17 protein-coding genes are annotated in these 20,475 nt (G+C 69.4%); 7 read left to right on the top strand and 10 right to left on the bottom strand.

Annotated features, from left to right (window positions below):
- Positions 1-7 precede the first annotated feature (7 nt).
- Entirely contained in the window at positions 8-1,114 is a 1,107-nt protein-coding gene (locus AQI95_RS24050) for a glycosyltransferase family 4 protein (protein ID WP_067127320.1), read from the top strand.
- Between the two features lie 179 nt (positions 1,115-1,293).
- The gene (locus AQI95_RS24045; protein WP_067127317.1) at positions 1,294-2,994 is read left to right on the top strand and encodes a hypothetical protein; all 1,701 of its coding nucleotides are present in this window, start codon (positions 1,294-1,296) and stop codon (positions 2,992-2,994) included.
- 532 nt (positions 2,995-3,526) lie between these two features.
- Here the strand turns inward: AQI95_RS24045 and AQI95_RS24040 are convergent.
- The 3 genes from AQI95_RS24040 to AQI95_RS24030 form a co-directional block, all read right to left on the bottom strand.
- On the bottom strand, positions 3,527-5,350 hold the full coding sequence (locus AQI95_RS24040) for a glycoside hydrolase family 15 protein (RefSeq protein ID WP_067127314.1): 1,824 nt from the start codon (positions 5,348-5,350) through the stop codon (positions 3,527-3,529).
- Positions 5,351-5,631: 281 nt separating this feature from the next.
- Entirely contained in the window at positions 5,632-6,048 is a 417-nt protein-coding gene (locus AQI95_RS49120; protein ID WP_244188827.1) for a hypothetical protein, read from the bottom strand.
- Between the two features lie 298 nt (positions 6,049-6,346).
- Complete coding sequence (locus AQI95_RS24030) at positions 6,347-7,621, bottom strand: MFS transporter (RefSeq protein ID WP_067127308.1); 1,275 nt, start codon at positions 7,619-7,621, stop codon at positions 6,347-6,349.
- A gap of 58 nt (positions 7,622-7,679) precedes the next feature.
- Between AQI95_RS24030 and AQI95_RS24025 the strand changes: the two genes are divergently transcribed.
- Complete coding sequence (locus AQI95_RS24025; RefSeq protein WP_067127305.1) at positions 7,680-8,708, top strand: helix-turn-helix domain-containing protein; 1,029 nt, start codon at positions 7,680-7,682, stop codon at positions 8,706-8,708.
- A gap of 108 nt (positions 8,709-8,816) precedes the next feature.
- Here the strand turns inward: AQI95_RS24025 and AQI95_RS24020 are convergent, their stop codons facing one another.
- The 3 genes from AQI95_RS24020 to AQI95_RS24010 form a co-directional block, all read right to left on the bottom strand.
- Positions 8,817-9,320: a class I SAM-dependent methyltransferase gene (locus AQI95_RS24020; RefSeq protein ID WP_159056561.1), complete on the bottom strand. Its 504-nt coding sequence runs from the start codon at positions 9,318-9,320 to the stop codon at positions 8,817-8,819.
- A gap of 310 nt (positions 9,321-9,630) precedes the next feature.
- Entirely contained in the window at positions 9,631-10,368 is a 738-nt protein-coding gene (locus AQI95_RS24015) for a flavodoxin family protein (RefSeq protein ID WP_067127299.1), read from the bottom strand.
- Between the two features lie 513 nt (positions 10,369-10,881).
- Positions 10,882-12,129, bottom strand: a complete 1,248-nt coding sequence (locus tag AQI95_RS24010) for an FAD-dependent monooxygenase (RefSeq protein WP_067127297.1) — start codon at positions 12,127-12,129, stop codon at positions 10,882-10,884.
- Between the two features lie 430 nt (positions 12,130-12,559).
- Between AQI95_RS24010 and AQI95_RS24005 the strand changes: the two genes are divergently transcribed.
- Entirely contained in the window at positions 12,560-14,239 is a 1,680-nt protein-coding gene (locus tag AQI95_RS24005; protein ID WP_107121717.1) for a chloride channel protein, read from the top strand.
- A gap of 146 nt (positions 14,240-14,385) precedes the next feature.
- Positions 14,386-14,820, top strand: a complete 435-nt coding sequence (locus AQI95_RS24000; RefSeq protein ID WP_067127555.1) for an SPW repeat protein — start codon at positions 14,386-14,388, stop codon at positions 14,818-14,820.
- Between the two features lie 54 nt (positions 14,821-14,874).
- Here AQI95_RS24000 and AQI95_RS23995 read toward each other — a convergent pair whose 3' ends face one another.
- The 4 genes from AQI95_RS23995 to AQI95_RS23980 form a co-directional block, all read right to left on the bottom strand.
- Positions 14,875-15,411: a MarR family winged helix-turn-helix transcriptional regulator gene (locus AQI95_RS23995; protein ID WP_067127292.1), complete on the bottom strand. Its 537-nt coding sequence runs from the start codon at positions 15,409-15,411 to the stop codon at positions 14,875-14,877.
- Positions 15,412-15,512: 101 nt separating this feature from the next.
- On the bottom strand, positions 15,513-16,253 hold the full coding sequence (locus tag AQI95_RS23990) for a class I SAM-dependent methyltransferase (RefSeq protein WP_107121716.1): 741 nt from the start codon (positions 16,251-16,253) through the stop codon (positions 15,513-15,515).
- On the bottom strand, positions 16,250-16,753 hold the full coding sequence (locus tag AQI95_RS23985; RefSeq protein ID WP_067127289.1) for a hypothetical protein: 504 nt from the start codon (positions 16,751-16,753) through the stop codon (positions 16,250-16,252). Before AQI95_RS23985 ends, AQI95_RS23990 begins: the two co-directional genes overlap by 4 nt.
- A gap of 2 nt (positions 16,754-16,755) precedes the next feature.
- Positions 16,756-18,066: a molybdopterin-dependent oxidoreductase gene (locus tag AQI95_RS23980; protein ID WP_079071438.1), complete on the bottom strand. Its 1,311-nt coding sequence runs from the start codon at positions 18,064-18,066 to the stop codon at positions 16,756-16,758.
- A gap of 334 nt (positions 18,067-18,400) precedes the next feature.
- Here AQI95_RS23980 and AQI95_RS23975 point away from each other — a divergent pair, with 334 nt between their 5' ends.
- Positions 18,401-18,844 carry a GtrA family protein gene (locus tag AQI95_RS23975; protein ID WP_067127283.1) on the top strand — a complete coding sequence of 148 codons (444 nt, stop codon included), beginning with the start codon at positions 18,401-18,403 and terminating at the stop codon, positions 18,842-18,844.
- Positions 18,845-19,465: 621 nt separating this feature from the next.
- Complete coding sequence (locus tag AQI95_RS23970; RefSeq protein ID WP_079071424.1) at positions 19,466-19,996, top strand: TerD family protein; 531 nt, start codon at positions 19,466-19,468, stop codon at positions 19,994-19,996.
- The last annotated feature ends 479 nt before the right edge of the window (positions 19,997-20,475 follow it).

The raw sequence follows: 20,475 nt of genomic DNA, 5'->3' as shown, positions 1-20,475 counted from the left end.
GCGGTGTATGTCCATCGTGGCCCGGGTGTACGGGTATCCGCCGGACCACAACGCGGGCTCGGAGTGGATGCTGCACTCGATGCTCCGCCCTCTGGCCGCGCGTGGTCACCAGGTGGAGGTCTGGCTCTCGCACCCCGGAGGGACCGAGAAGACCTACGAGATCGACGGGGTGCAGGTCGTCCCGTATCAGGAAGGCCTGGACTTCGCCGCCCGCGCGCAGAAGGCGGACGTGCTGCTGTCCCACTTCGAGAACGTGCCCCTGCTGGCCGGGCTCGCGCGGGACCGGCGCATTCCCCTGGCCGTGATCTGCCACGACAACTTCGCCACCAGCTTCCACAACGCCGCGGGCGCTGACCTCGTCGTGTACAACAGCGAGTGGATCCGGCGGGACGGTGAGATCTTCTACGCCCGCTACCCGCGGGAGTTCCTGCCCCGGCACAGCATCGTCGTCCGTCCGCCGGTGCTCGCCGAGGAATACCGCACCCAGCCCGGCGACCGCGCGACCCTGGTCAATCTCAACCCGGACAAGGGTGGCGAGGTGTTCTGGCAGATCGCCGCCTGGACCCCGGAATGGAACTTCCTCGGGGTGCGCGGCGCCTACGGGCAGCAGATCATGCCGCCACCGCGGCTGCCCAACTGCGAAGTGGCTGATGGCGTGCCGGGACAGCAGATGCGCGAGCACGTCTACAGCCGCTCGCGCGTGATGCTCATGCCGAGCCTGTACGAGTCGTGGGGGCGGGTGGCGGTGGAGGCGTTCGCCTCCGGCATCCCGGTCATCGCCCATCCCACCCCGGGCCTGGTCGAGTCCCTCGGCGAAGCCGGGATCTTCGCCTACCGCGACGACCTCAACGCCTGGATCCACGCCCTGACCTCCCTGCGGGACCCGGACAACTGGGACCGCGCCTCCCGCCGGGCCAAGGCCCGCTCCATCGAACTCAGTGCAGCTCCCGACCTCGATGTCTGGTGCAACGCCGTCGAATCCCTGAGCAGGACCAGCCACCGCAACGGCGTGCGCAGGCGCGCGATCGGCACGCTCGTCGACGCCGGCGAGATGAGCCGCAGCCCCAGGGGCGACGTCGCGGATGCGGGAGCCGAAAGACACACCTGCCCCTGACGGCACTGCCCAGCGGAGCCGGACCACGCCTCCGCAGCCCCGAACAACCAGACCGACCCGCACCGCGACAGCCCCCGAACAACGCCCGGCACGCGCCGCGCACTTGGCTTGCGGACCTGTCTGCGTGCCACGCGAACCACGGGAAATCAGCTCAATCTGCAACGTAAGGACGACACACCATGCCCCAGGAAACCCTCCCCGCCGCTCTCGAGCCCGCCAGTGTGATCGAGCCCCGTGTGGCCATTGCCCCGGCCGCGAGCGCACCGATCGCTCCGTACACCCACAGCCGGCGCTTCAACTATTCCGGCAGCGTGGAGAACTTCACCGTTCCTCCTGGTGTCACCACGGTCAACGCCCGCTGCTGGGGTGGTGGGGGTGCTGGGTCCAGCAAGGGGGGCGGGGGCGGTTTCGCCACCGGGGACATCGCCGTCGTGCCGGGGGAGACCCTGCGGGTCGTTGTCGACCTGGGCGGAGGCCCCTCCGGCGGGGGCGGCATGAGCGGCCTGTTCAGCCAGCGGCTGGGGCAGACGCTGCTGATCGCCGGAGGAGGCGGAGCGTGCGCGTTGGACAACCCTGATGTGCGTGGTGGTGCGGGCGGCGGCACCAGCGGTTTTGACGCACGGACGGGCTCGTGGGGCGGCTGGACCGGACCGCCGGCGCATGGAGCTTCGGGTTCCACCGGCGGCGCCGGCGGGGCCATTTCCACCAACACCAGCTATGGGGGGCGCGGCGGCAACACCGGCCAGAACGGCGGCGCCAACGCGAACGGGACCCCTGGGGGCCAGGTACCGATCCCCGGCATGGGCGGAGGCGGAGGCGCGGGCTACGGCGGCTCCAGCGGCGGGGGCGCCGGCTACGCGGGCGGCGGTGGCGGCCTCGGCATCGGCGGCACCGCCGGCGCCTTCTACAGTGGCGGGGCCGGTGGCAGCAGCTTCGTGAACGGTCCCGGCGTTACCGGGGGACGCACCCTGGCCGGCAATGGCACCCGGGCGGGTGGCAAGGACGATCCCCTGTACCAGTCTCCCGTCGGCGACGCAGAAAGCCGCGGCCAGGTGGTGCTGCAGTGGACGGAGTTCACGGTGACGCCCGGCGGACCGCCCGACGTGGAGCTCAGGCAGGGCGGACGGGCCGGCTACCCCGGAGTACATGTCGAATCCGACATGGCGTTCGCCCCGGCGACAGTGACAGTGGCCCTGCCCGCCGACCGCGGTCTGCTCTTCGGCACGCAGACACTCGCCGACTACCAGCTGACCGTCCAGAACACCGACGGGGAAACCGCCCAGTACACGGGAACCCTGTCCGAGGACGGAACCTCGCTCGCCTTCTCGGACGTGGACCTGGAACTGCCCGGCACGGCCATCATGTGGGTCGCCGTGAGCGCCGGCCACGATGCCCCGCTCGGAGCCACCAGCCTGACCTTCACCGTGGGAGGAAAGCCATCTCCGTCCACGACGATCGTCGTCGCCCCGAACTTCTCCCTGTCGCCGGGCGGCGCTCCGGTGACCGCAGAGCGGGGAGGGCCGCCCGTGTATCCGGGTGTGGAGGTGCAGAACAACGGCTCGCAGGCCATCCCGCTGCAAACCGTCACCGCGGTCCTCCCGGCCGACGCCGACATGGGGTTCGGTACGCAGGGCAGCGCCGATCACCAGCTGACCGTCTGGGGTGCCGACCAGAACATCACCGTGTACGTGGGAAGCATTTCCGAGGACGGTCAGACACTGTCCTTCTCCGACGTAGACCTGGGAATCCCCGGGGACGGATCACAGTCGGTCATGTGGGTCTGCGTGAGTGCCTCCGACGACACACCCCACGGCACCACCAGCGTCCAGTTCACGGTCGGCGACCGTGTCTCACCGTCCACCGCCATCGAAGTCGTCTGAGGACGGATCCCTGCCACTGGCCGCCGATGCCTCCCGCACCTCAGCCGAGGCCTCCCGCGCTCCCGCCCCGCCCGTCACTGCGGCCAGGACCACCATGGGGCTGCGCCTGCCAAAACTGACACCCCGTGCTTGGGGCACTCCGCGTAGTGCCCCAAGCAATGTTCAGCCACGGAAGAGGGACGCAGACGAACCCCGTCGGCAGCCGGGCCTCGGCAACGTCGGCGCTTTCACCTTCGAAGTCGGCGTCATCACCGGCGACCTCACCGTTACCACGACCGACCTCGGCACCGAAGCCAGCATCACCGTGCAGTACACAGGCGCCGACGAGTGGTACCACCTCCAAGGAGGCCCCACCCTCCTACCCGAAGACGGCCTGACAGCACTTCATCACCCCGCTGTGGAAGCCATCCGAACCGGCGGCGGCACGGGCGCACCCCAGATGCCCCACCACCCGTGAACGACTGCATCACGGTAGGCCACGGCCCTGTTCGCACCGGCTCGGACTCCGGTCAGACGACCCATCAGACAGGCCCTAGGCGTGGATGTCTTGTCGCTCGGCATCGCGGATGGCGCGAGCGGCGTTGATGAGCCCGATGTGGCTGAAGGCTTGGGGGAAGTTGCCGAGGGCCTCTGATGTGGTGGAGTCGGTCTCCTCGGCCAGCAGGCCGAGGTCGTTGGCGTGTGCGAGGGCGGTTTGGAAGGCGTGTCGTGCACGGGTGGTGTGGCCGGTGAGGGCGAGGGCTTGGGCAAGCCAGAAGGTGCACAGCAGGAAGGTGCCTTCTTCTTCCTGTAGTTCGTCGGTGAGGTAGCGGCGGACCAGGCCGTTGTGGTCGGTCAGTTGGGTGGCGACGGCCTGCACGGTGGACTGGATGCGGGGGTCGTGTGGTGGCAGGAAGCCGACGATGGGCAGCATCAGTACGGAGGCGTCGAGGTCGTCGGTGTCGAATGCCTGGGTGAAGGCGCCCAGGTCGCGGTTCCAGCCGCGTTGTTCGATGGCTTGGCGGATCTGGTCGCGCTCGTGCTGCCAGTGGGGCAGGCGTTCGTCGGCCTGGAGGGCAGGGGCCATGCTGATGGCGCGGTCCAGGGCGACCCAGCACATCAGTTTCGAGTGGAGGAAGTGTCTGCTGGGTCCGCGTCTTTCCCAGATGCCCTGATCCGGTTGGGTCCACCGCTGGGCGGCTGTCTCGGCTGCCTGGAGCAGAAAGGTACGGGTGGCTGGGTCGAGAGGCTCATCGGGTGGAAGGGTCTGGGCTGCGGCGTCGAGGAGTTCGCCGTAGACGTCGAGTTGGCGTTGGCGCCAGGCGTCGTTGCCGATCCGAACGGGGCTGCTGTTGCGCCAGCCGGTCAGGTGAGGCAGGGGCCGCTCGCTCAGATCACGTTCTCCGCCGATGCCGTACATGATCTGCAGGTCGGCGCCGCGGTCGAGTTGGCTTGCCGCGGCCCGGGCGAGGAAGCCGAAGAACCGGTTCTTTTCCTTCTCGCAGGCGGCCGTGGCCAGTGCCTGAAGGGTAAAGCTGGCGTCGCGGACCCATGTGTAGCGGTAGTCCCAGTTGCGCGTTCCGCCCGTCTTCTCGGGCAGAGAGGTGGTGGCCGCGGCGACGATGGCCCCGGTGGGTGCGAAGGTCAGGGCCCGCAGCACGCGTCCACTGTGGCTCACTTCGTCCTGCCAGGGGCCGACGTAGCCGCGGTGGAGCTTCGACCAGGAGCGCCAGCCTTCGACGGTGTCGGACATGCGACGCTGGATCCGTCCCGTCCGCCAAGTCGCCGACTCCCTCTCCCACGCGGTCCCGACGTGCAGGGCGAATCCGAGGCGGTGCCCCGCCGTGAGCGGGATTCGGCCGTGGGCCGTGGAGCCGCTCATCCGCAGGTCGACGGGGCTCGACAGCAGCAGAACATGGGCGCCCCCGTACGCCGCAAGCCCACCCGGCACGGCTGAGAGGAGCGGGTGGACGAGTCCGAACTCCGGGCGCGGCGCGTAGGTGATCTCGATGTCCACCCGCCCTTCGGTGCAGGTGATCTGCCGCAGCAGCATTCCGGGGGAAGCGGTGCCGAGCGCGTGCCCGCGTTCGCGCCGTCCCAGGGCAAGGGCGTCCCGCAGGACCGCCGTGCCCCCGGCCGTGCGGAAGACCGTCTCCAGAACGAGGGTGTCCTCGACGTAACGGCGGCTGATGTCGACCGGGCCGGTGACAGGACGGATGGACCAGTGGCCGGCGTCCTCGTCGAGGAGCCGGGCGAAGATCGCCGGGCTGTCGAACCGGGGCACGCACAGCCAGTCCACCGAGCCGTCGGAGGTCACCAGCGCGGCCGAGCGGCAGTCCGACAGCAGGGCGTGGTCACCGATCGGTCGCGCACTCATGCGTCGCAGCCCGTCCACCTCGGGCCGGGCGCCGCCCGGCCGGGACGACGTGAGCAGTCGCCCGCGCCGCAGGTCTCTCCAGGTGCCTGACGGGTGACATGGATCCCAGCCTCCCTGAACAGCGGATTCCCCTCCAGCCAATCAGCACGATCGGCAGATCGCATGTGCCGCTTGCCGACGGTTGCTCCGACCGAGTGGCACGAGCTGGTGCCGCGCTCGGCGTACGTCGTGTCTCCCCGCCGCCCCGCAGCGCGCGGCCGCCCCTGCCGCTGATGTCCCTATCAGTGTTCGGGGTTCTCGTGGTCGCGCCGGCAACCGGCGTCCCGGGCGGTGCGCTGGTTCCCGTGGCCGGGGATGCCTCCAAGATCCTTCAGTACCCGGACCGAATGCAGCACGTTGCAGGTCATGAAGGTGGCGTCGCGGTTGGTGAGGTGAGCCTCGATCGCACGGCCGATCTTGCCTGCCCACAGCTCGGCGTCCACGAACGGCCGCTGTTCGTACGCATCGATCAGCGCGGCCATATGCTCGCTCGAACGTACGGTCAGACGCCGCTTCCCGTCCAGTTTCGGGTCATGACCATGGATCGCCGATGAATCCGGCACCAGCGCAGAAACCTTCGTATCGTCGGAGATCTCCCCGCACAGATCACATAGCTCCGGCAGGAACGCGCCATCGTCCGGTTCACCCCTATCGGTCACCCTTCCTTCCTACCGTTCAGCCACGACCGCTGAGCGTTGCGACCCTGGCGGCACCGTCCGCAGTCCACCCAGACCGCGAATCCCGCAACTGGTGCAGGGACGTGCCCCTGCACCCAGCACCGGTAAATTGCGGCGGGTGCCCTGGGGCTCGGCTCGTGGCGATCTGGCCGTCGATCTTCACATGCAGTCCGGTGACGAGGGTGTTCAGCTCGTCGTTCACACGGAGATCCTGAACACCCTCGTCGCGCGCTTGGAAGCGATGCGTGTGCCACGCCTGAGGTGGTTGCCGCAGCCGGGCCTACGGAGGCCCTGCACTCCGCTTCCTGATTCGAAGATCCCTAGCAGACTGGGACGGCGTGTTGGTCTGCGTATGTCCGTGCGCGCGTAGTCGGCGCACGGTGGTGGAGGCCAGCGGGGTCACGGCTGCGGTGGCGGAGACGGCGCCGGCGATGGCGGCGAGGCGGTAGCCGCCCATGGCGTGGGTGAGAGGTGCGACGCTGAGTTGGCCCATGGGGATGGTGAGGTAGGAGAGGAGGTCGTTGTACGACGCGACGCGGGAGAGCACGTGCCCGGGGACGTGTTCGTGGAGGGACGTCTCCCAGGCGATGCCGGTGATGGACATGCCGAGGCCGGAGATCAGGGCGGCTGTGATCAGCCAGGGGGTGTCCGCCCGGGTGCCGAGGGCGAGCAGGGGCAGGGCGGTGAGCGTGCTGGCCAGCTGGCCGAGGCGCAGCAGGTGGGTGATCGTCAGGCGGTACAGCAGAGTGCTGGCTGCCAGCAGTCCGATGCCGCGGGCGCTGAGCATGAATCCCCAGGTCGTCTCGCCGCTGAGCTGTTTGGTGAGGGTGGGGCCCAGGATCTGCCAGGTTCCGGTCTGGACGAGGTTGATCACGCAGAAGGACGCGGTGCCGATCCACACCCATCGAATGCGCCGGAACTCGCTCCAGCCGTCGCGGATGTCGGTCCACACAGTGACCGAGCGCGGCTTGGGCAGTGTGCCGGTCAGGGGGAGGCGGGCCAGGCATAGCGCCGCGAGGAGATAGGTCAGGGCGTCGAGGGCGAGGGCTGTGCCGCTGCCCGTGGTGACGACGATGACGCCTGCGAGGCTCGGCCCGAGGATCTTGGTCGCGTTGCGGATCGAGCCCAGCATGGCGTTCGCCTGCCTCAGCTGGTCCCGGTCGACCAGCTGAGGCACCACGCCGCGCAGCGCCGGGGTGGTGAAGGCGGCGAGCACGCCGTTGAGGAATTCCAGCGAGGCCACGGTGTGCAGGGCGTAGCGGCCGGTGAGCAGGACGGCGGCGACAGCGCCCTGGGTGAGTGCCGAGCCGAGATTGGCGGCCAGCAGCACCGTCCGGCGCGGATACCGGTCGGCCGTAACGCCGCCCACCAGCACCAGGCCGAGCAGCGGCACCATGCGGGCGGCCAGCACGACACCGAGATCGCCGGCGTCGGCCTCGGCGGCGAGGACCGCGAAGGTCAACGCGATGGGGGCCATGGAACTGCCGAGCAGAGAGATCGCTTGTCCGGTGAGGAACCACCGGAATCCGGCCCGTTTCAGAAGAGAGGAACGCACCGGCGAGAGTGTGGGGACACCGACCGGCTGACGGTATCGTTTCGGCAGGAGGCGAAAGGTGACACTGCTGCGCTTGAGCCCGCTGGCTCTGTCCCGGTCCCGGTTCGCCCTGTCGCCGCTGGCCGAAACCTTCGGCTCGATGCTCGTACTCAGCAAGCCCTGCACCGACCCCTGGCTGACCGCCTGGCACACCCGGCACCACGGCAGCCTGGCCGCCGCTGTGGAGGCCGACCCCTTCGCCAGGGGCCTGGTCGCCCTCCTCGGCTCGACCAAATGGATCCCCGAGTTCATCGCCGGCCCGCCCCCGGGCGGCATGCGCACACGTATCACCGACGAACTGACCGTCCTGAGCCGTGCCACCGATGACGAGGTGCGCGCCGGGCTGGAGAAGTCACTCGCGCACAGCTGGAAACAACACGACCTGAGCTGGCTGTCCGGACACGGACTCGCGGTCCGCGTGGCCGGCCTGCTCCAGTCGGTGTGGACGGCGTATGTGGCCCCGGACTGGCCACGCCGCCGGGCGCTGCTGGAACGGGACGTCATGTACCGGGCGGGCCTGCTGGCCGCCTACGGCTGGCCGCGCGCCCTGCAGCACATGACCCGCCGCAGCGCATGGGTGGGCACCGACGCCATCCGGTTCACTCACCACAACGGCCCCGACCTCATCGTCAGCGACGAGGGCATGCTCTTCGTGCCCGTCAGCTGTTCCACCGGCAGCTGGCTGTGCGCAGCACCACCGAACCACTACGCCTTGGTCTACCCCGCCCGCGGAACCGCCGCCACATCCCCGCCCACGAAACCCACGGGCGCACTGGCACGGCTGATCGGTACCGGCCGGGCAGCGATCCTGCAGGAACTCGACCAGCCCGCCACCAGCACCGAACTCGCTGCAAAGCTGGGTCAGTCGCTCGGCACCATCGGCGGTCACCTCGCCGTCCTTCGCGACGCAGACCTGATCACCGGAGCGCGCGTCGGCCGACGCGTGGTCTACCGCCGTACCGCTACAGGCGATCTGCTGGCCGCGCAGCAGCCGGCCGACACCTCTGCACCGGAGACCGGCCAAGACCCCTCAACGCGTTCGGAATAGCTCGTCCAGTGTGCGGGACTCGTGGCTGGCCAGTCACTTCGTCCAGGTCCTTCGCAGGCCACCGCACCCGCGAGCGCGTGTGCCCCGGTTCACCGGGCGCTGCCGACGTCAGCCGTTGCGGGTGGCCCACACCTCGACGTACGGGCCCGGATCCACACGGTCGACCTCGAAGCCCGCACCCGTCACGGCGGTGGCGAACTCGTCCGGATCCCAGACGGTGTACCACCGTCTTCCGTCCGGTTCGTCGAGCCAGCCCGTGTGCCCGGTGGCTTTGAGACACACGTACAGCTTGCCGTCGGGCCGCAGCAGCGCCCCGAACTGCCCAAGCACGTCCACCGTCTCCGCCGCATCGAGGTGGACGAGAGAGGCGGACGCCCAGACGCCGTCGAACGTTCCGGCCGGGAACCGCGTCCCGACCTCACGCAGATCGCACTGCGAGGTGGGCGCATGCGTGTTGGCCATCGTCACGAAGACCGGGTTCAGGTCGACGCCGCGCGCCACATGCCCGTACGCCCGGAACCTTGCGAGGTCGCGGCCCGGGCCGCATCCGGCGTCGAGGATCAACGAAGGCGCCGGCAGAGAGCCCGCGAACCGCTCGACTCGATCCGCCATCTTCGGAGCATGCACAGCCGCGTACTCGCCGGTGTGGTCGCTGTAGACGGCGACCGACTCAGCGACAGGATCCAGCTCTCTGCCGGCGGACGTGGTGTGAGACATCATCCCGTCCATCCTGGCCAGCTCCCGCGTCACCGACCAGTAGCCGGCGCGGAAAAGCGATCAAGCTCATACACGCCGCATAGCCCATCCACTGCATCCCCCTCCCCACCTCCGGGACACATGAGCGGCGACGGTGCCAGGGCCGCGACCGCGCAGGGACGAACTCCTGCTGCCAACCGACGCCGCTGCCCCTGCCGCTCAGTGCCTACCGGTGTTCGGGGTTCTCGTAGTCGCGGCGGCACCCGGCGTCCCAGGCAGTGCGCTGGTTGCCGTAGGCGGGGATGCCGCCGAGGTCCTTCAGAGCCCGTGCCAGGTGCAGCAGGTTCCAGGTCATGAAGGTGGTGTTGCGGTTGGTGAAGTCGTTCTCCGGGCCGCCCGAGCCGGGGTCGAGGTAGGAGGGGCCGGGGCCGGCCTCGCCGATCCATCCGGCGTCCGCCTGGGGAGGGATGGTGTAGCCCAGGTGCTGGAGGCTGTAGAGGACGTTCATGGCGCAGTGCTTGACGCCGTCCTCGTTGCCGGTGATCAGGCATCCGCCGACGCGGCCGTAGTAGGAGTACTGGCCGCGCTCGTTGAGCAGGCTGGAGCAGGCATAGAGGCGTTCGATCACCCGCTTCATCACGGAGCTGTTGTCGCCCAGCCAGATCGGGCCGGCCAGGACGAGGATGTCGGCCTCCATGACCTGCTGGTACAGGTCCGGCCAGGTGTCCGTCTCCCAGCCGTGTTCCGTCATGTCGGGCCACACCCCGGTGGCGATGTCGTGGTCCACGGCCCGGACGACATCGACATGCACTCGCTGTGCGTCCAGGATCGCGGTGCTCCGGTCGATGAGCCCCTGAGTGTTGCTGGTCTCCGGCGAGCGTTTGAGGGTGCAGTTGATCACCAGGGCACGCAGGTCGTCGTACCGGGCCGGCGGTGCGTCGGTGGCGGGCGACGAAGCAGTCACACGGTCCTCCAGAACCCTCTGCGCAGCTCGATGCTCGGCGGCGCACGTCCACATCCGGCTTCAGCGTGTGGGAGGCCCGCGGCAACCGCCACCCCGATGCCGCCGAACGGCCCCGGCAACCGCGCTCCCTCGCCACCATCCACAGCGGCACACTCAGTGTCCAGGCCCCACCAGCTCCCACGGCGGTTCCCGCCTCGTCCCGCGCCTGCCCGATGAGCACCCGAACGCCACTGCAAGATAGGAAAGTTGAGGGCGGCAGGGCTCTTGGCCCGGCGGACACGGCCCGTCCGGGCGGTGCCGGCGACGTACTCGGCGCCAGCACACTGAACCTGCACGGAATTACTCAGCGCCGACCGACAAGACGAACGCGGGCGCCGTCCGGATGCAGTAGCCCGGCCAGTGACTGCCAGTGGGCGGCTTCGACTGCTCTGCGTAGGCGGGCGGTCATGGTGCTCGGGCTGGCGGACATCGGGACATTTCCGGGGCGCCTGGCCGGCGACACCCCGGACGTGTTCACGGTCTGCGTGGTCTTGCTCCCTCCTGGACGGCGCCGGAGCCACGGTTCTCGGTCACCCACGACGGAATCGAGGCGAGTCGACGCAGGGGCGGCCCCTGCCTCCCCGTGAGGGAGATGCCTGCGAGGCGTTGCGCACCGGGCAGGTTGGAAAGCCGCAGGGCGGTCCGGCGGATCCGCAGGTGTCGTGGTGATTCGGGTACGAACCAGCGGGCCACTCGCCGGGCGGCGCGCTGCTTGTGTGTGATGACGGGCCGCCAGAGCCGTTCGTAGCCATGCAGTGCGTCTTCGATGTGGGAGGTGCGGGCGAGTTGGTCGGCCAGGACGTATGCGGCGCCGATCGCCAGGGAGGCGCCTTGTGCGGCGAGGAGGGAGACTGCCTGGCAGGCGTCTCCGACCAGGACGACCCGGCCGCGGCTCCAGGCCGGGAGGGTCGTCTGTGCGACGTGGTCGTAGTAAATCCGGGAAGACGGCGGGCAGTTCGCCAGGACGCGAGGTACGAGCCAGCCGAGCGTGCCGTATTTGTGGCGCAACGCCGCCTGCACGTCCCTGGGGCGAGGGGCGTCGGTGGCGCGGTGCACGGCGAACACGGCGACCGTGCTGTCGCGCAGCGCGTACAGCCCCATCTGCCGGCCGATGGTGTCGGTGAGGCAGAACCGGTCGCCGACTTCCGCGTGCGTCTCGGGGTCGTTGAACGTGAACGCGGCGGTGTGGTAGCCAAGATGGTGGACGTACCGCGCTTCCTCGCCGAAGACCAGGGCGCGCACGGTGGAGTGGATGCCGTCGGCGCCGACGAGCAGGTCGGCGTCGATGCTGTCGCCGTCGGTGAGTGTGACGCGCACTCCGTCCGGCCGGACATCGACGCGGGCCGGCCCCACGCCGAAGCGCAGACGCACCGCGAGGGACAGCCGCTCCCGCAGGGCGAGTTCGAGGTCGGGCCGCATGATGCTCAGCAGGCGCCCGTCCAGGAAGCGGGCGAAGCGGTCGTAGCGGAGCCCGACCCGGCACTCGCCGTGCTCGTCCACAAGGGCAGCCTCGGAAACCTGATAGCTCAGCCCCTCCAGGGAGGGCAGCATGCCCATGGCCTCGGCTGCGTCGTATCCGGTCCCGAAGAAGTCGATCATGTAACCGTCGGTGCGGGGCCGCTGCTCCTTCTCCAGGACGACGACGTCCCAGCCGAGCACGTTGTGCAGCCGGCCGGCCAGCGCGAGTCCCGCGATCCCGGCCCCGCAGATGACGACCCTCATCGGTGTGCACCGCCTCTCCTCCGTCACCTAATTTTTGCACCGTGCAAAGCTTGTGCGTCAAGAAGGTCCGCGGGCAACCAATACGCACCGGAGTGGACCGACGGCCGGGTGAAAGTCAGTTGCCGTCGCCACGGATGCGAGGGCTGGGCAGGCGACATGTCGCACGCAGCGCTGGCCGACCGAACCGAGGGAGTGCCGGTAAAAGCGCCGCTGGCGCGGACGGGAGCGGTCGCCGAAGGTCGTTCAGGCCCAAGGGGCGGACAGATGGTGCACACCCTTGACATCTTTTGCATAATGCAAAAGTAAGGAAGGGGAATCGATGAGCGGCATACGGGCAGCAACGGACAGAGGGCAAGGGGCCGACACGACGACAAAGAGCCCTACACCGGCGCCGACGATCGCGAGCCTGCGGAACGCCCCTTGGGGTGTGATGGCGCTGGCCGTGGTGGTCGGCGCCGGAGCGGGCGTCGGTTCGGTCGTCTTCCGCTGGTGCATCAAGACCTTCACCGGTCTGCTGTCCGGTCACTCCGACTACTCCGCTTCCCCTGGCGCGAGCAATCCGCACGTGCCGTGGCTGGGCCCGTACTTCGTGCTGCTCACCCCGGTGATCGGCGGCCTGCTCTACGGCCCGCTCGTGAACCGGTTCGCCAAGGAGGCCCGTGGGCACGGCGTGCCCGAGGTGATGCTGGCCGTGGCTCAGCGCGGCGGGCGGATCAGCCCGAAGGTCGCCGTCGTCAAGACGCTGGCCTCCGCGCTGACCATCGGCTCCGGCGGCTCGGTGGGCCGCGAGGGGCCGATCGTGCAGATCGGCTCGGCGCTCGGATCCACTCTCGGTCGTGTGACGAGGGCGACGGAGGGCCGCATGAAGCTCCTGGTCGCCTGCGGTGCGGCGGGCGGCATCGCGGCCACCTTCAACGCTCCCCTGGCCGGTGTCTTCTTCGCCATGGAACTGATCCTCGGCACTTTCAGTGCGGAAGCCTTCGGCGCGACCGTGTTGGCCAGCGTCACCGCGAGCATCATCGGACGTGCGTCCTTCGGCGACGTCGCCTTCCTGAACCTGCCCGCGTTCCACGTCGACCACCTCGCCCAGTACGGCCTGTTCGCCCTCCTCGGCGTGGTCGCCGCTGTGGTCGGGATGGGCTTCGCCCGCTTCCTGTACCTGGTCGAGGACGCCTGCGACTGGCTGTGGCGCGGTCCGGAGTGGCTGCGCCCCGCGGTCGGCGGACTGGCGCTCGGTGGGGTCTTGCTGGCCCTGCCACAGATGTACGGCGTCGGCTACCCGGTCCTGGAGAAGGCGACCGAGGGGGGCTATGCCGTCGGCTTCCTGCTCCTGCTCCTGGTCGGCAAGATGCTGGCGACCAGCCTGACCATCGGCATCGGCGGCTCGGGCGGTGTCTTCGCGCCCAGTCTGTTCATCGGCGCGATGCTCGGCTCGGCTTACGGCATCGGCGTCCACCACCTGATGCCCGGCACCGCTGGCGCGGTGGGCGCGTACGCCCTGATCGGCATGGGTGCGGTGTTCGCCGGCGCGGCCCGGGCGCCGATCACCGCCGTGGTCATCCTGTTCGAGCTGACCGGCGAGTACTCGATCATCCTGCCCCTGATGCTGGCCATCGTCCTGGCCACCGCCACCAGCCGCCTGCTCTCCCGCGACACCATCTACACCCTCAAATTGCGCCGCCGCGGCATCGACCTCGAAAGCCCCGCCCCCGGGGCGGCGATCGGCGCCCAGCACGTCGGCACCGTCATGGAACCGCTCCCCTCCGCCCTGCCCGCGACCACGTCCCTGACCGACGCCGCCGACCTGCTCAGCCTCTCGGGCCACGGCGCCCTCCCAGTCATGGACGACGCCGGCCGGTACGTCGGCGTCGTCACGGCGCAGGCGGTGGCCGAGGCTCTCGCGGAACAGCCGGAAGGAGCCCCCCCGGTGGTCGGACAGCTCGCCGCGCCGCCCGCACCGGTCACCGCCGACCAGCCCCTCGCGCAGGCGCTGCACACCCTGCTGTCGGCCGCCGGGACCGGGGTGCCCGTGCTCGACGCCGAGCAGGGCAAGCCGGTGGGCTGGCTCAGCCACCAGAGCGCATTGCGCGCGGTGCACGCGACCGCCTGAGCACCCACCGGGGCTCTTCACGGCCCGGCGGTCAACGGCTGGCTGATCCGATCCCGCTGAAAAGGGGGATGCGACAGCCACGAACAGCCCAATCAGGACTTTCTTTGCATACTGGAAACGTCGCCATGCGAGAGGGGGCGACTGCCATGTCGCATCCACGCCACTCGGCCGTATTTCGTGCGCCTGAATCGACCGAGATAAGGGCTGGCCGCGAGGCTGCGACCACAAACAGCCCGGCAGCCGTCGTTGACGGGTTCATGCTGCTGGTCGGCATCTACACGGCGATCTCACCCTGGGTGATCCACTTCGCCAGGACGAACCCGTATCTCACGGCGAACAACCTGATCATGGGGCTCGGCGTCGCCCTGCTCGCTATCGAAACCCCCCTCGCGCCACAGCGGATGCACCGATTCGCATGGACCCTGGTGCCGCTCAGCCTCTGGCTGATCCTCTCCCCAGCGGTCGTGACGGCATCCCACGGCGTGTCGCCCGGGATCTTGTGGAGCAACACGGGTGCGGGCGGCGCCGTGTGCCTGCTTGGTGTGATCGCCGCGAAGCTGGCTCACGACGCATCGGGGTAGACGCCCCGGACCCCGGCCATGCCATGACCGGCTGCCGTGCCGTGCCGTGCCGTGTCAGGCGTTGTGCGCCATCGCTCCGTCCACGAGCCAGCCGAGGGGGTGCGGCTCGGGGGCGTCCGCCGCCGGGGCCAAGGGCTCGCCTCCCGCCTCGTTGAAGGCGTTGAGGGCCTCGACGAGCGCGAGGCGCTCGGTCGGGCGGAGTCGTTCGACGATGCCGGCGATCTCGGCGCGACGCCGGGCGGTGACTTCCTCGACGGTGCGCCGGCCTTCGTCGGTCAGCCGCAGCAGAGTCTCGCGGCGGTTGGCGGGATTGGCCTTGCGGTCGGCGAGTCCGGCGGCGATGAGCCGGTCGACCATGCGCATGGCGGTGGAGGGCGCAACCTGGAGCAGCTCGGCGAGCGCGACCAGTTTGGTCTCCCCTCGGGTGGCCAGGACGACCAGCATCCGGAACTGCGGGAGGGTCACGCGCTCCTCCACCTCGGCGAGGGAACGGGCGGAGACCGCTACCAGCAGCCGGGACGCGGTCAGGACCGCCCGGGTGACCGCATCAACGTCGTCCATGGTTCCCGCAGGGGGCTCGTGCTCCGGCATGTGTCCTTTCTACCTTGCCGCAGCCGCCGCCTTCTCACTCGATGCGAACAGACTTTCCTCCCACACGACTGTTGTGGTGGCAGTGCAGCAGCACGGAGGCGTCATCGTGGAGCGGCCCGGTCGTCCGACTCTGCCCGGCCGATGTCCGTCACTGCGAGGCCCGTGTCAGGGCGGTCGCAGGACGATCCCTGGTGAGCCAGGGTGGCAAAGCAGCGGTGCCCGCTCGTCCACTGATCGGTGACGCTGAGGGCAAGGCTGGCGGCGATCCCGCGGAGCGCTCGCCGTCCGAGCAGTGCCCAGGGAAAGAACGGACCGCTCCGGCCCTGGAGGTCCTCGAACCGGGCGGTGCACAGCTCTTCGACGTCATGGGGGTCGACCTCGACGACGAGGAGCCCGGTGGGGGCGATGAGTCCGCCGCAGCGGCGCAGCAGGCCACGAGGATCGCCTCCGATGCCGATGTTGCCGTCGATGAGCAGCACCGTCTGCCAGCCGCTCTCGGCCGGCAGTCGGTCGAAGACCGATCGGCACAGTGCGAGCCCGCCCTGGACGGTGGTCAGGGCGACCGCGCGAGGTGCGATGTCGACCCCGAGGGCGAAGACTCCTCGGCTCAGGAGTGCCCTGCACATGCGGCCCGGGCCGCAGCCGACGTCGAGGACGGGGCCGATGCAGCGTTCCAGCACGGTCTTGTCGGCCGCCGTGGGCTGCTCGTGCCACCGATGCACCGGCATCCGGATCCGGCGCCCGTCGGCCAGCCGCAGGTACACCGGTTCCCGGCCGGGTTGCAGAGCGAGCGCATAGGGCTCCCCGTCGGCGTCGTACAGCTCGTCCTCGTCCGTTGTCACGGTGCTGCGCCATGCCCTGCGGCCGGTCGGCTCTTGTCACCGCGGCCGGCCCGCCTCAGGCGGCGCAGTCTCACCGCGAAGACCACCGCGGAGGCTGCGAAGAGTACGCCGGTGATCGCCAGCCATCGGCCGAGGTAGACGCTGTCGGACAGAGCGGTGTCGCCGGGGTAGGGGACCGCCAGACGGAAGACGAGGGGGAACCAGACCAGCAGGAGCAGACCTGACAGGAAGGCGGGGACGCGCAGGTGGTTGATCCACGGCACCCTCGGTCCGTCGGCGGCTCGGTGCCGCAGCACGGAGAGGGCCGACAGGTCGGCCAGCGAGTACAGGGGCAGCAGGATGAGGTCGTGGAGGATCGCCGCACCGACGAACCAGATCGCCACCTCCCAGGGCCGGACGGCGAACAGGCTCACCATGGCGTAGCCGGTCAGGGCGAACGAGGCGACCAGGACGAGCAGATGCAGGGGGCCGGAGCCGTACCAGCGGACGATTCGTGCCATGGTCACGCCCTGAAAGTGAGCCGGTGGACCCACTTGGTGTTGTTCACGCCGGGGTTGGCCGGGACGATGATGCGGGCCGGGTAGCCGTGGTCGAGTGAGAGGTGAGCGCCGTTGACGCGGAGGGCGAGCAGCGCTCGGGGGTCGTGGATCTGGTTGCCGCGCAGCACCACCCTGGTGAAGGGGCCGGGGGGTTGGATGGACTGGACCAGGACGCTTGCGGCGTCGGGCACTCCGGCCAGGGCGGCGAGGTCGGCCAGCCGCAGGCCGCTCCACTGCTGGTCTTCGGTGGACCATCCCTCCACGCAGGCGATCGGCAGTGCGGCGGCGTGCTGGGGCATCGCCAGGAGCTGATCGCGGGTGAAGACCCGTGGCACTCCGTGTCCGTGGACCTCCAGCCGCCAGGTGGGCCCGACGAGCGCGGGGGTGATGCCCACTTTGGCCGCCGTCTTGTTGACCTGGAAGCTGTTCGGGCCGCTGCCCGGGTCGCGGTTGTGCGGTGCGAGCAGCGCGGTGGCGCGCAGCCGGCCGCCGATGCTCTGTCCGGCGGTCACGACGAACAGGAGCAGCGATCCCGCTCCCACCATGCCCACCGCGCCACGGCGGGTCATCGTGGGCGAGGCGGGAGAGGCTGCCACCAGACCGTCGGGATCGGGTGGTTCGGGCACGGTGTGGGCGAGGTCGGTGCGCAGTTCGTCACCCAGGCTGCGCGAGCGCAGGGCCCGGGCCATCCGGCCGATTTTGAGGCACACGTGGACGACGAAGGCGGCGATGAACACCCAGGCGCCGTAGAAGTGCAGGCGGTAGAACGAGCCCGGGAAGACGTAGTAGAGCTGGATGTTGAAGATGCCGGTGACGAACTCGAAGATGACGCCGCCGACCAGCATCAGCAGCGAAAGCCGCTCCAGGCCGTGGGCGATGGAGCGCACCGGCAGCCATTCGAACAGCTTCGGGATCACCGACCACAACTTGGCCAGCAGCACCGGCACCAGCACCACGCCCAACGTCACGTGCACGCCCTGGAGCAGCCGGTACAGCCAGTACGGGTGTGTGGGCCAGGCGAAGAGGTAGAAGCCCAGGACGCCCTTGTCGGGGGTCTCGTCGTTGAGGGGGCTCAGCTCGGGGTTGTAGGAGGCGTAGGAGAGCAGTCCGGTGATAAACAACATCGGAATGCCGATCAGCAACACCAGTCCGAACACCGACGTCAGCCAAGGCCCACGAATCGGGCTGCGCCAGAATCCACGACGGAACGGACCCGGGGGCGGCGGAGTCCGCTCGACCCGGCGTACGAGGGCCCTGGCACGAGCGGCCCCCATGGTGGCCCGCGCCGCCGCGGCAGCGCGCACGCGCTCGAGGAGCCCCTGCGCGTCACCCTCGTCCGATCCCCGCCGCTGCGGCCCGCCGGAGCCCGCAGCCGGTGGCCGTCCGCCACTGTCCAACGACTGCCTCCCCTTTCCCCAGACCGTCCCTCAACGTGTGGATCGAACCCCACCGCTCCGTCAGTGCCTGTCAGATCGTCAGCCACAAACTGGCGCACATCGGGTCGGCTCTCCGTGCCTGTCGTACATGCGGGTGTCCGTCGTCAGCCGAACGGCAGAACCGGCGCTCCGCACGGCTCGACGGGTCGCACGGTGGCCGCATGATGGTGGGGTGCGACGCCTCAGCGCACGGCGCAGCGCCACCACCTGGCTCGGCCGCACCGCGCTGACCAGGGAAGTGTTCTGGTTCGTCGTGATCGGCGTGGTCTCCACGGTGGCTCAGGCCATGCTGTACTGGGTTCTGCGCCAGTGGTCGCCGCCCATCCTGGCCAATTTCATCTCCCTGCTTGTCGTCACCGTCCTCAACACGGAGGCCAACCGCCGGCTGACCTTTCGCGGGTCCCGGGTCCGGGTCCTCCAGGCGCATCTGACCGCGGGTGGCCTGTTCGTCCTGGCATACCTGGTCACCTCAGGCGCTGTCCTGCTTTTCCGTCACTACCGGCCCACCGCCTCACCAGCAGCGGAGACCGTGGTACTTGCGCCGAGCTTCGCCCTGGTGACCGTGGTGCGCTTCACGGTCCTGCGGATGGTCGTCTTCGGACGCCGCCACCAATGACCCCCTCGCGCCCGATGCGACCGACTCGCCTGCTGCTTTCGACAGGGTGAAAGGGAGCAACTTGGGCAACGGGAATGAGAGCCCCTGTGGTCTGTTCGTGAAGGTGGTGGAGCCCGCTACCTCGCCAGCCTCGAACTTCGCGCGTCGACGATCTTGCTCGAAGACCTCTTACGAGCAGCCGATTGATGACGACATCACACAGACCCTAGGCGGAGCTGGTCTCGGCGCTGTGTGGTGACTGGCCTCGCCCAGTCGCTGATGGACCGCTGCTGGCGAAGCCGTTCGAACCCGTTGAAGCGTGCAGTTCGGATGGATCACGTGCTCGTGACGACCGGGACGACGGCCTTGCGGGGAAGAATGGCCGGTCGACGGCAGCTGTGACTGGCGCGTCCCTGTGCTCGGCGCGATCTCGAAAGCGGTCATGGGTGATGACGGCCTGATGGTCTTCGAGGTCGGTGCCCAAGGCGGCTGCCGGGTCCGGATGTGGACCAGGATCTGGGATATGTCGGCCCGGTTCGGGGCGTGGGGAGCAGAGCGCCAAGGGGGCGTCAATGAGCCATCAGGAACGCATACTTGTTCGTGCGGGAAAGCCTCGCTGTGGTCCTGAGGAGCGTGTCAAAGGTGAGTGGTGGGGGCGAGGGGCTGGGCAAGGTCGAGGTACGGCTCAAGTGGGACCCGAGCCCGCTGGGTGAGGCACCGCGACATCTCGACATCATCGCCGCGACCTACTCGGCGGACGATCCCTACGGGCGGCCGGCGTACGTCGTGCACTACGACAGCCGGTCACCGGACGGCACCATCAACATGCCCCGGAACAGCCAGACCGGCATGGGCTTCGGGTTCGTCGAGGTGATGGTCCTGGAGTTCGACCGGCTGTCGCCCGCGTACGGGCGTGTGGTGGTCGGTGTGGCCATCCACCAGGACGGTGGACCCCGGACGTTCGGGGACATCTCCAACGCTGGGGTGGTCGTCGTACAGGGATACCAGCAGCTCGTGACGGACGGCTTCGCCCAGGTCGCCGACTTCACAGCCGCGACGGTCGCCGAGTTCACCCGGGACTCCTTCGGAGCGTGGGAGATGCGCGAGATGATCCGGGGCTTCGACACTGACCCGGCGCTCTTCACCATGGAGATGGGCAGCCCGCAGCACTGACCGCGCTCCGCGGCTTCTCGATCACCGGCTCTTTCCCCACCGTTCCGCAGGACACCGGAAACAGGTGCTGGTGCTCGTGACGGGGTGTCGGCTCGTGGCGAAGAAGACACGGCGGCAGCGACCGGTCTGTACGCGGCTGCGGCGGTTCAGGCGCAGTCCATCGGCGGACGAGCGATTTCGTCGAGGCGTGGCTGCTGCTCATCGCGTGGATCGTGGAAGAAGTGCTGGGGGGCGTGACCGCGGGAGTGATGGCCGCGATGGTCGCGGACCGGGGCTTGGAGGAGGACCGTTCCGGCCGCCGTGCGGTCGTGGCGGTCTTCCTGGAGAAGGCCCGGGATGTGGTGCCCACACATGCGCACGCGAGCACCACCGGTCCGACGGTCCGGTGGACGATGCCCGACGGCCGGACACACACCGGCCGGGCCGCCGTGCCCGTCGACGCTTCCGCCGGGACGCGCCTGCCGGTGTGGACGAATTCC

The sequence above is a fragment of the Streptomyces yokosukanensis genome (genome assembly GCF_001514035.1).
Taxonomy (GTDB): domain Bacteria; phylum Actinomycetota; class Actinomycetes; order Streptomycetales; family Streptomycetaceae; genus Streptomyces; species Streptomyces yokosukanensis.
Note: the sequence above shows the minus strand (reverse complement) of the source record. Positions and strands in the feature narration are given on the sequence as shown.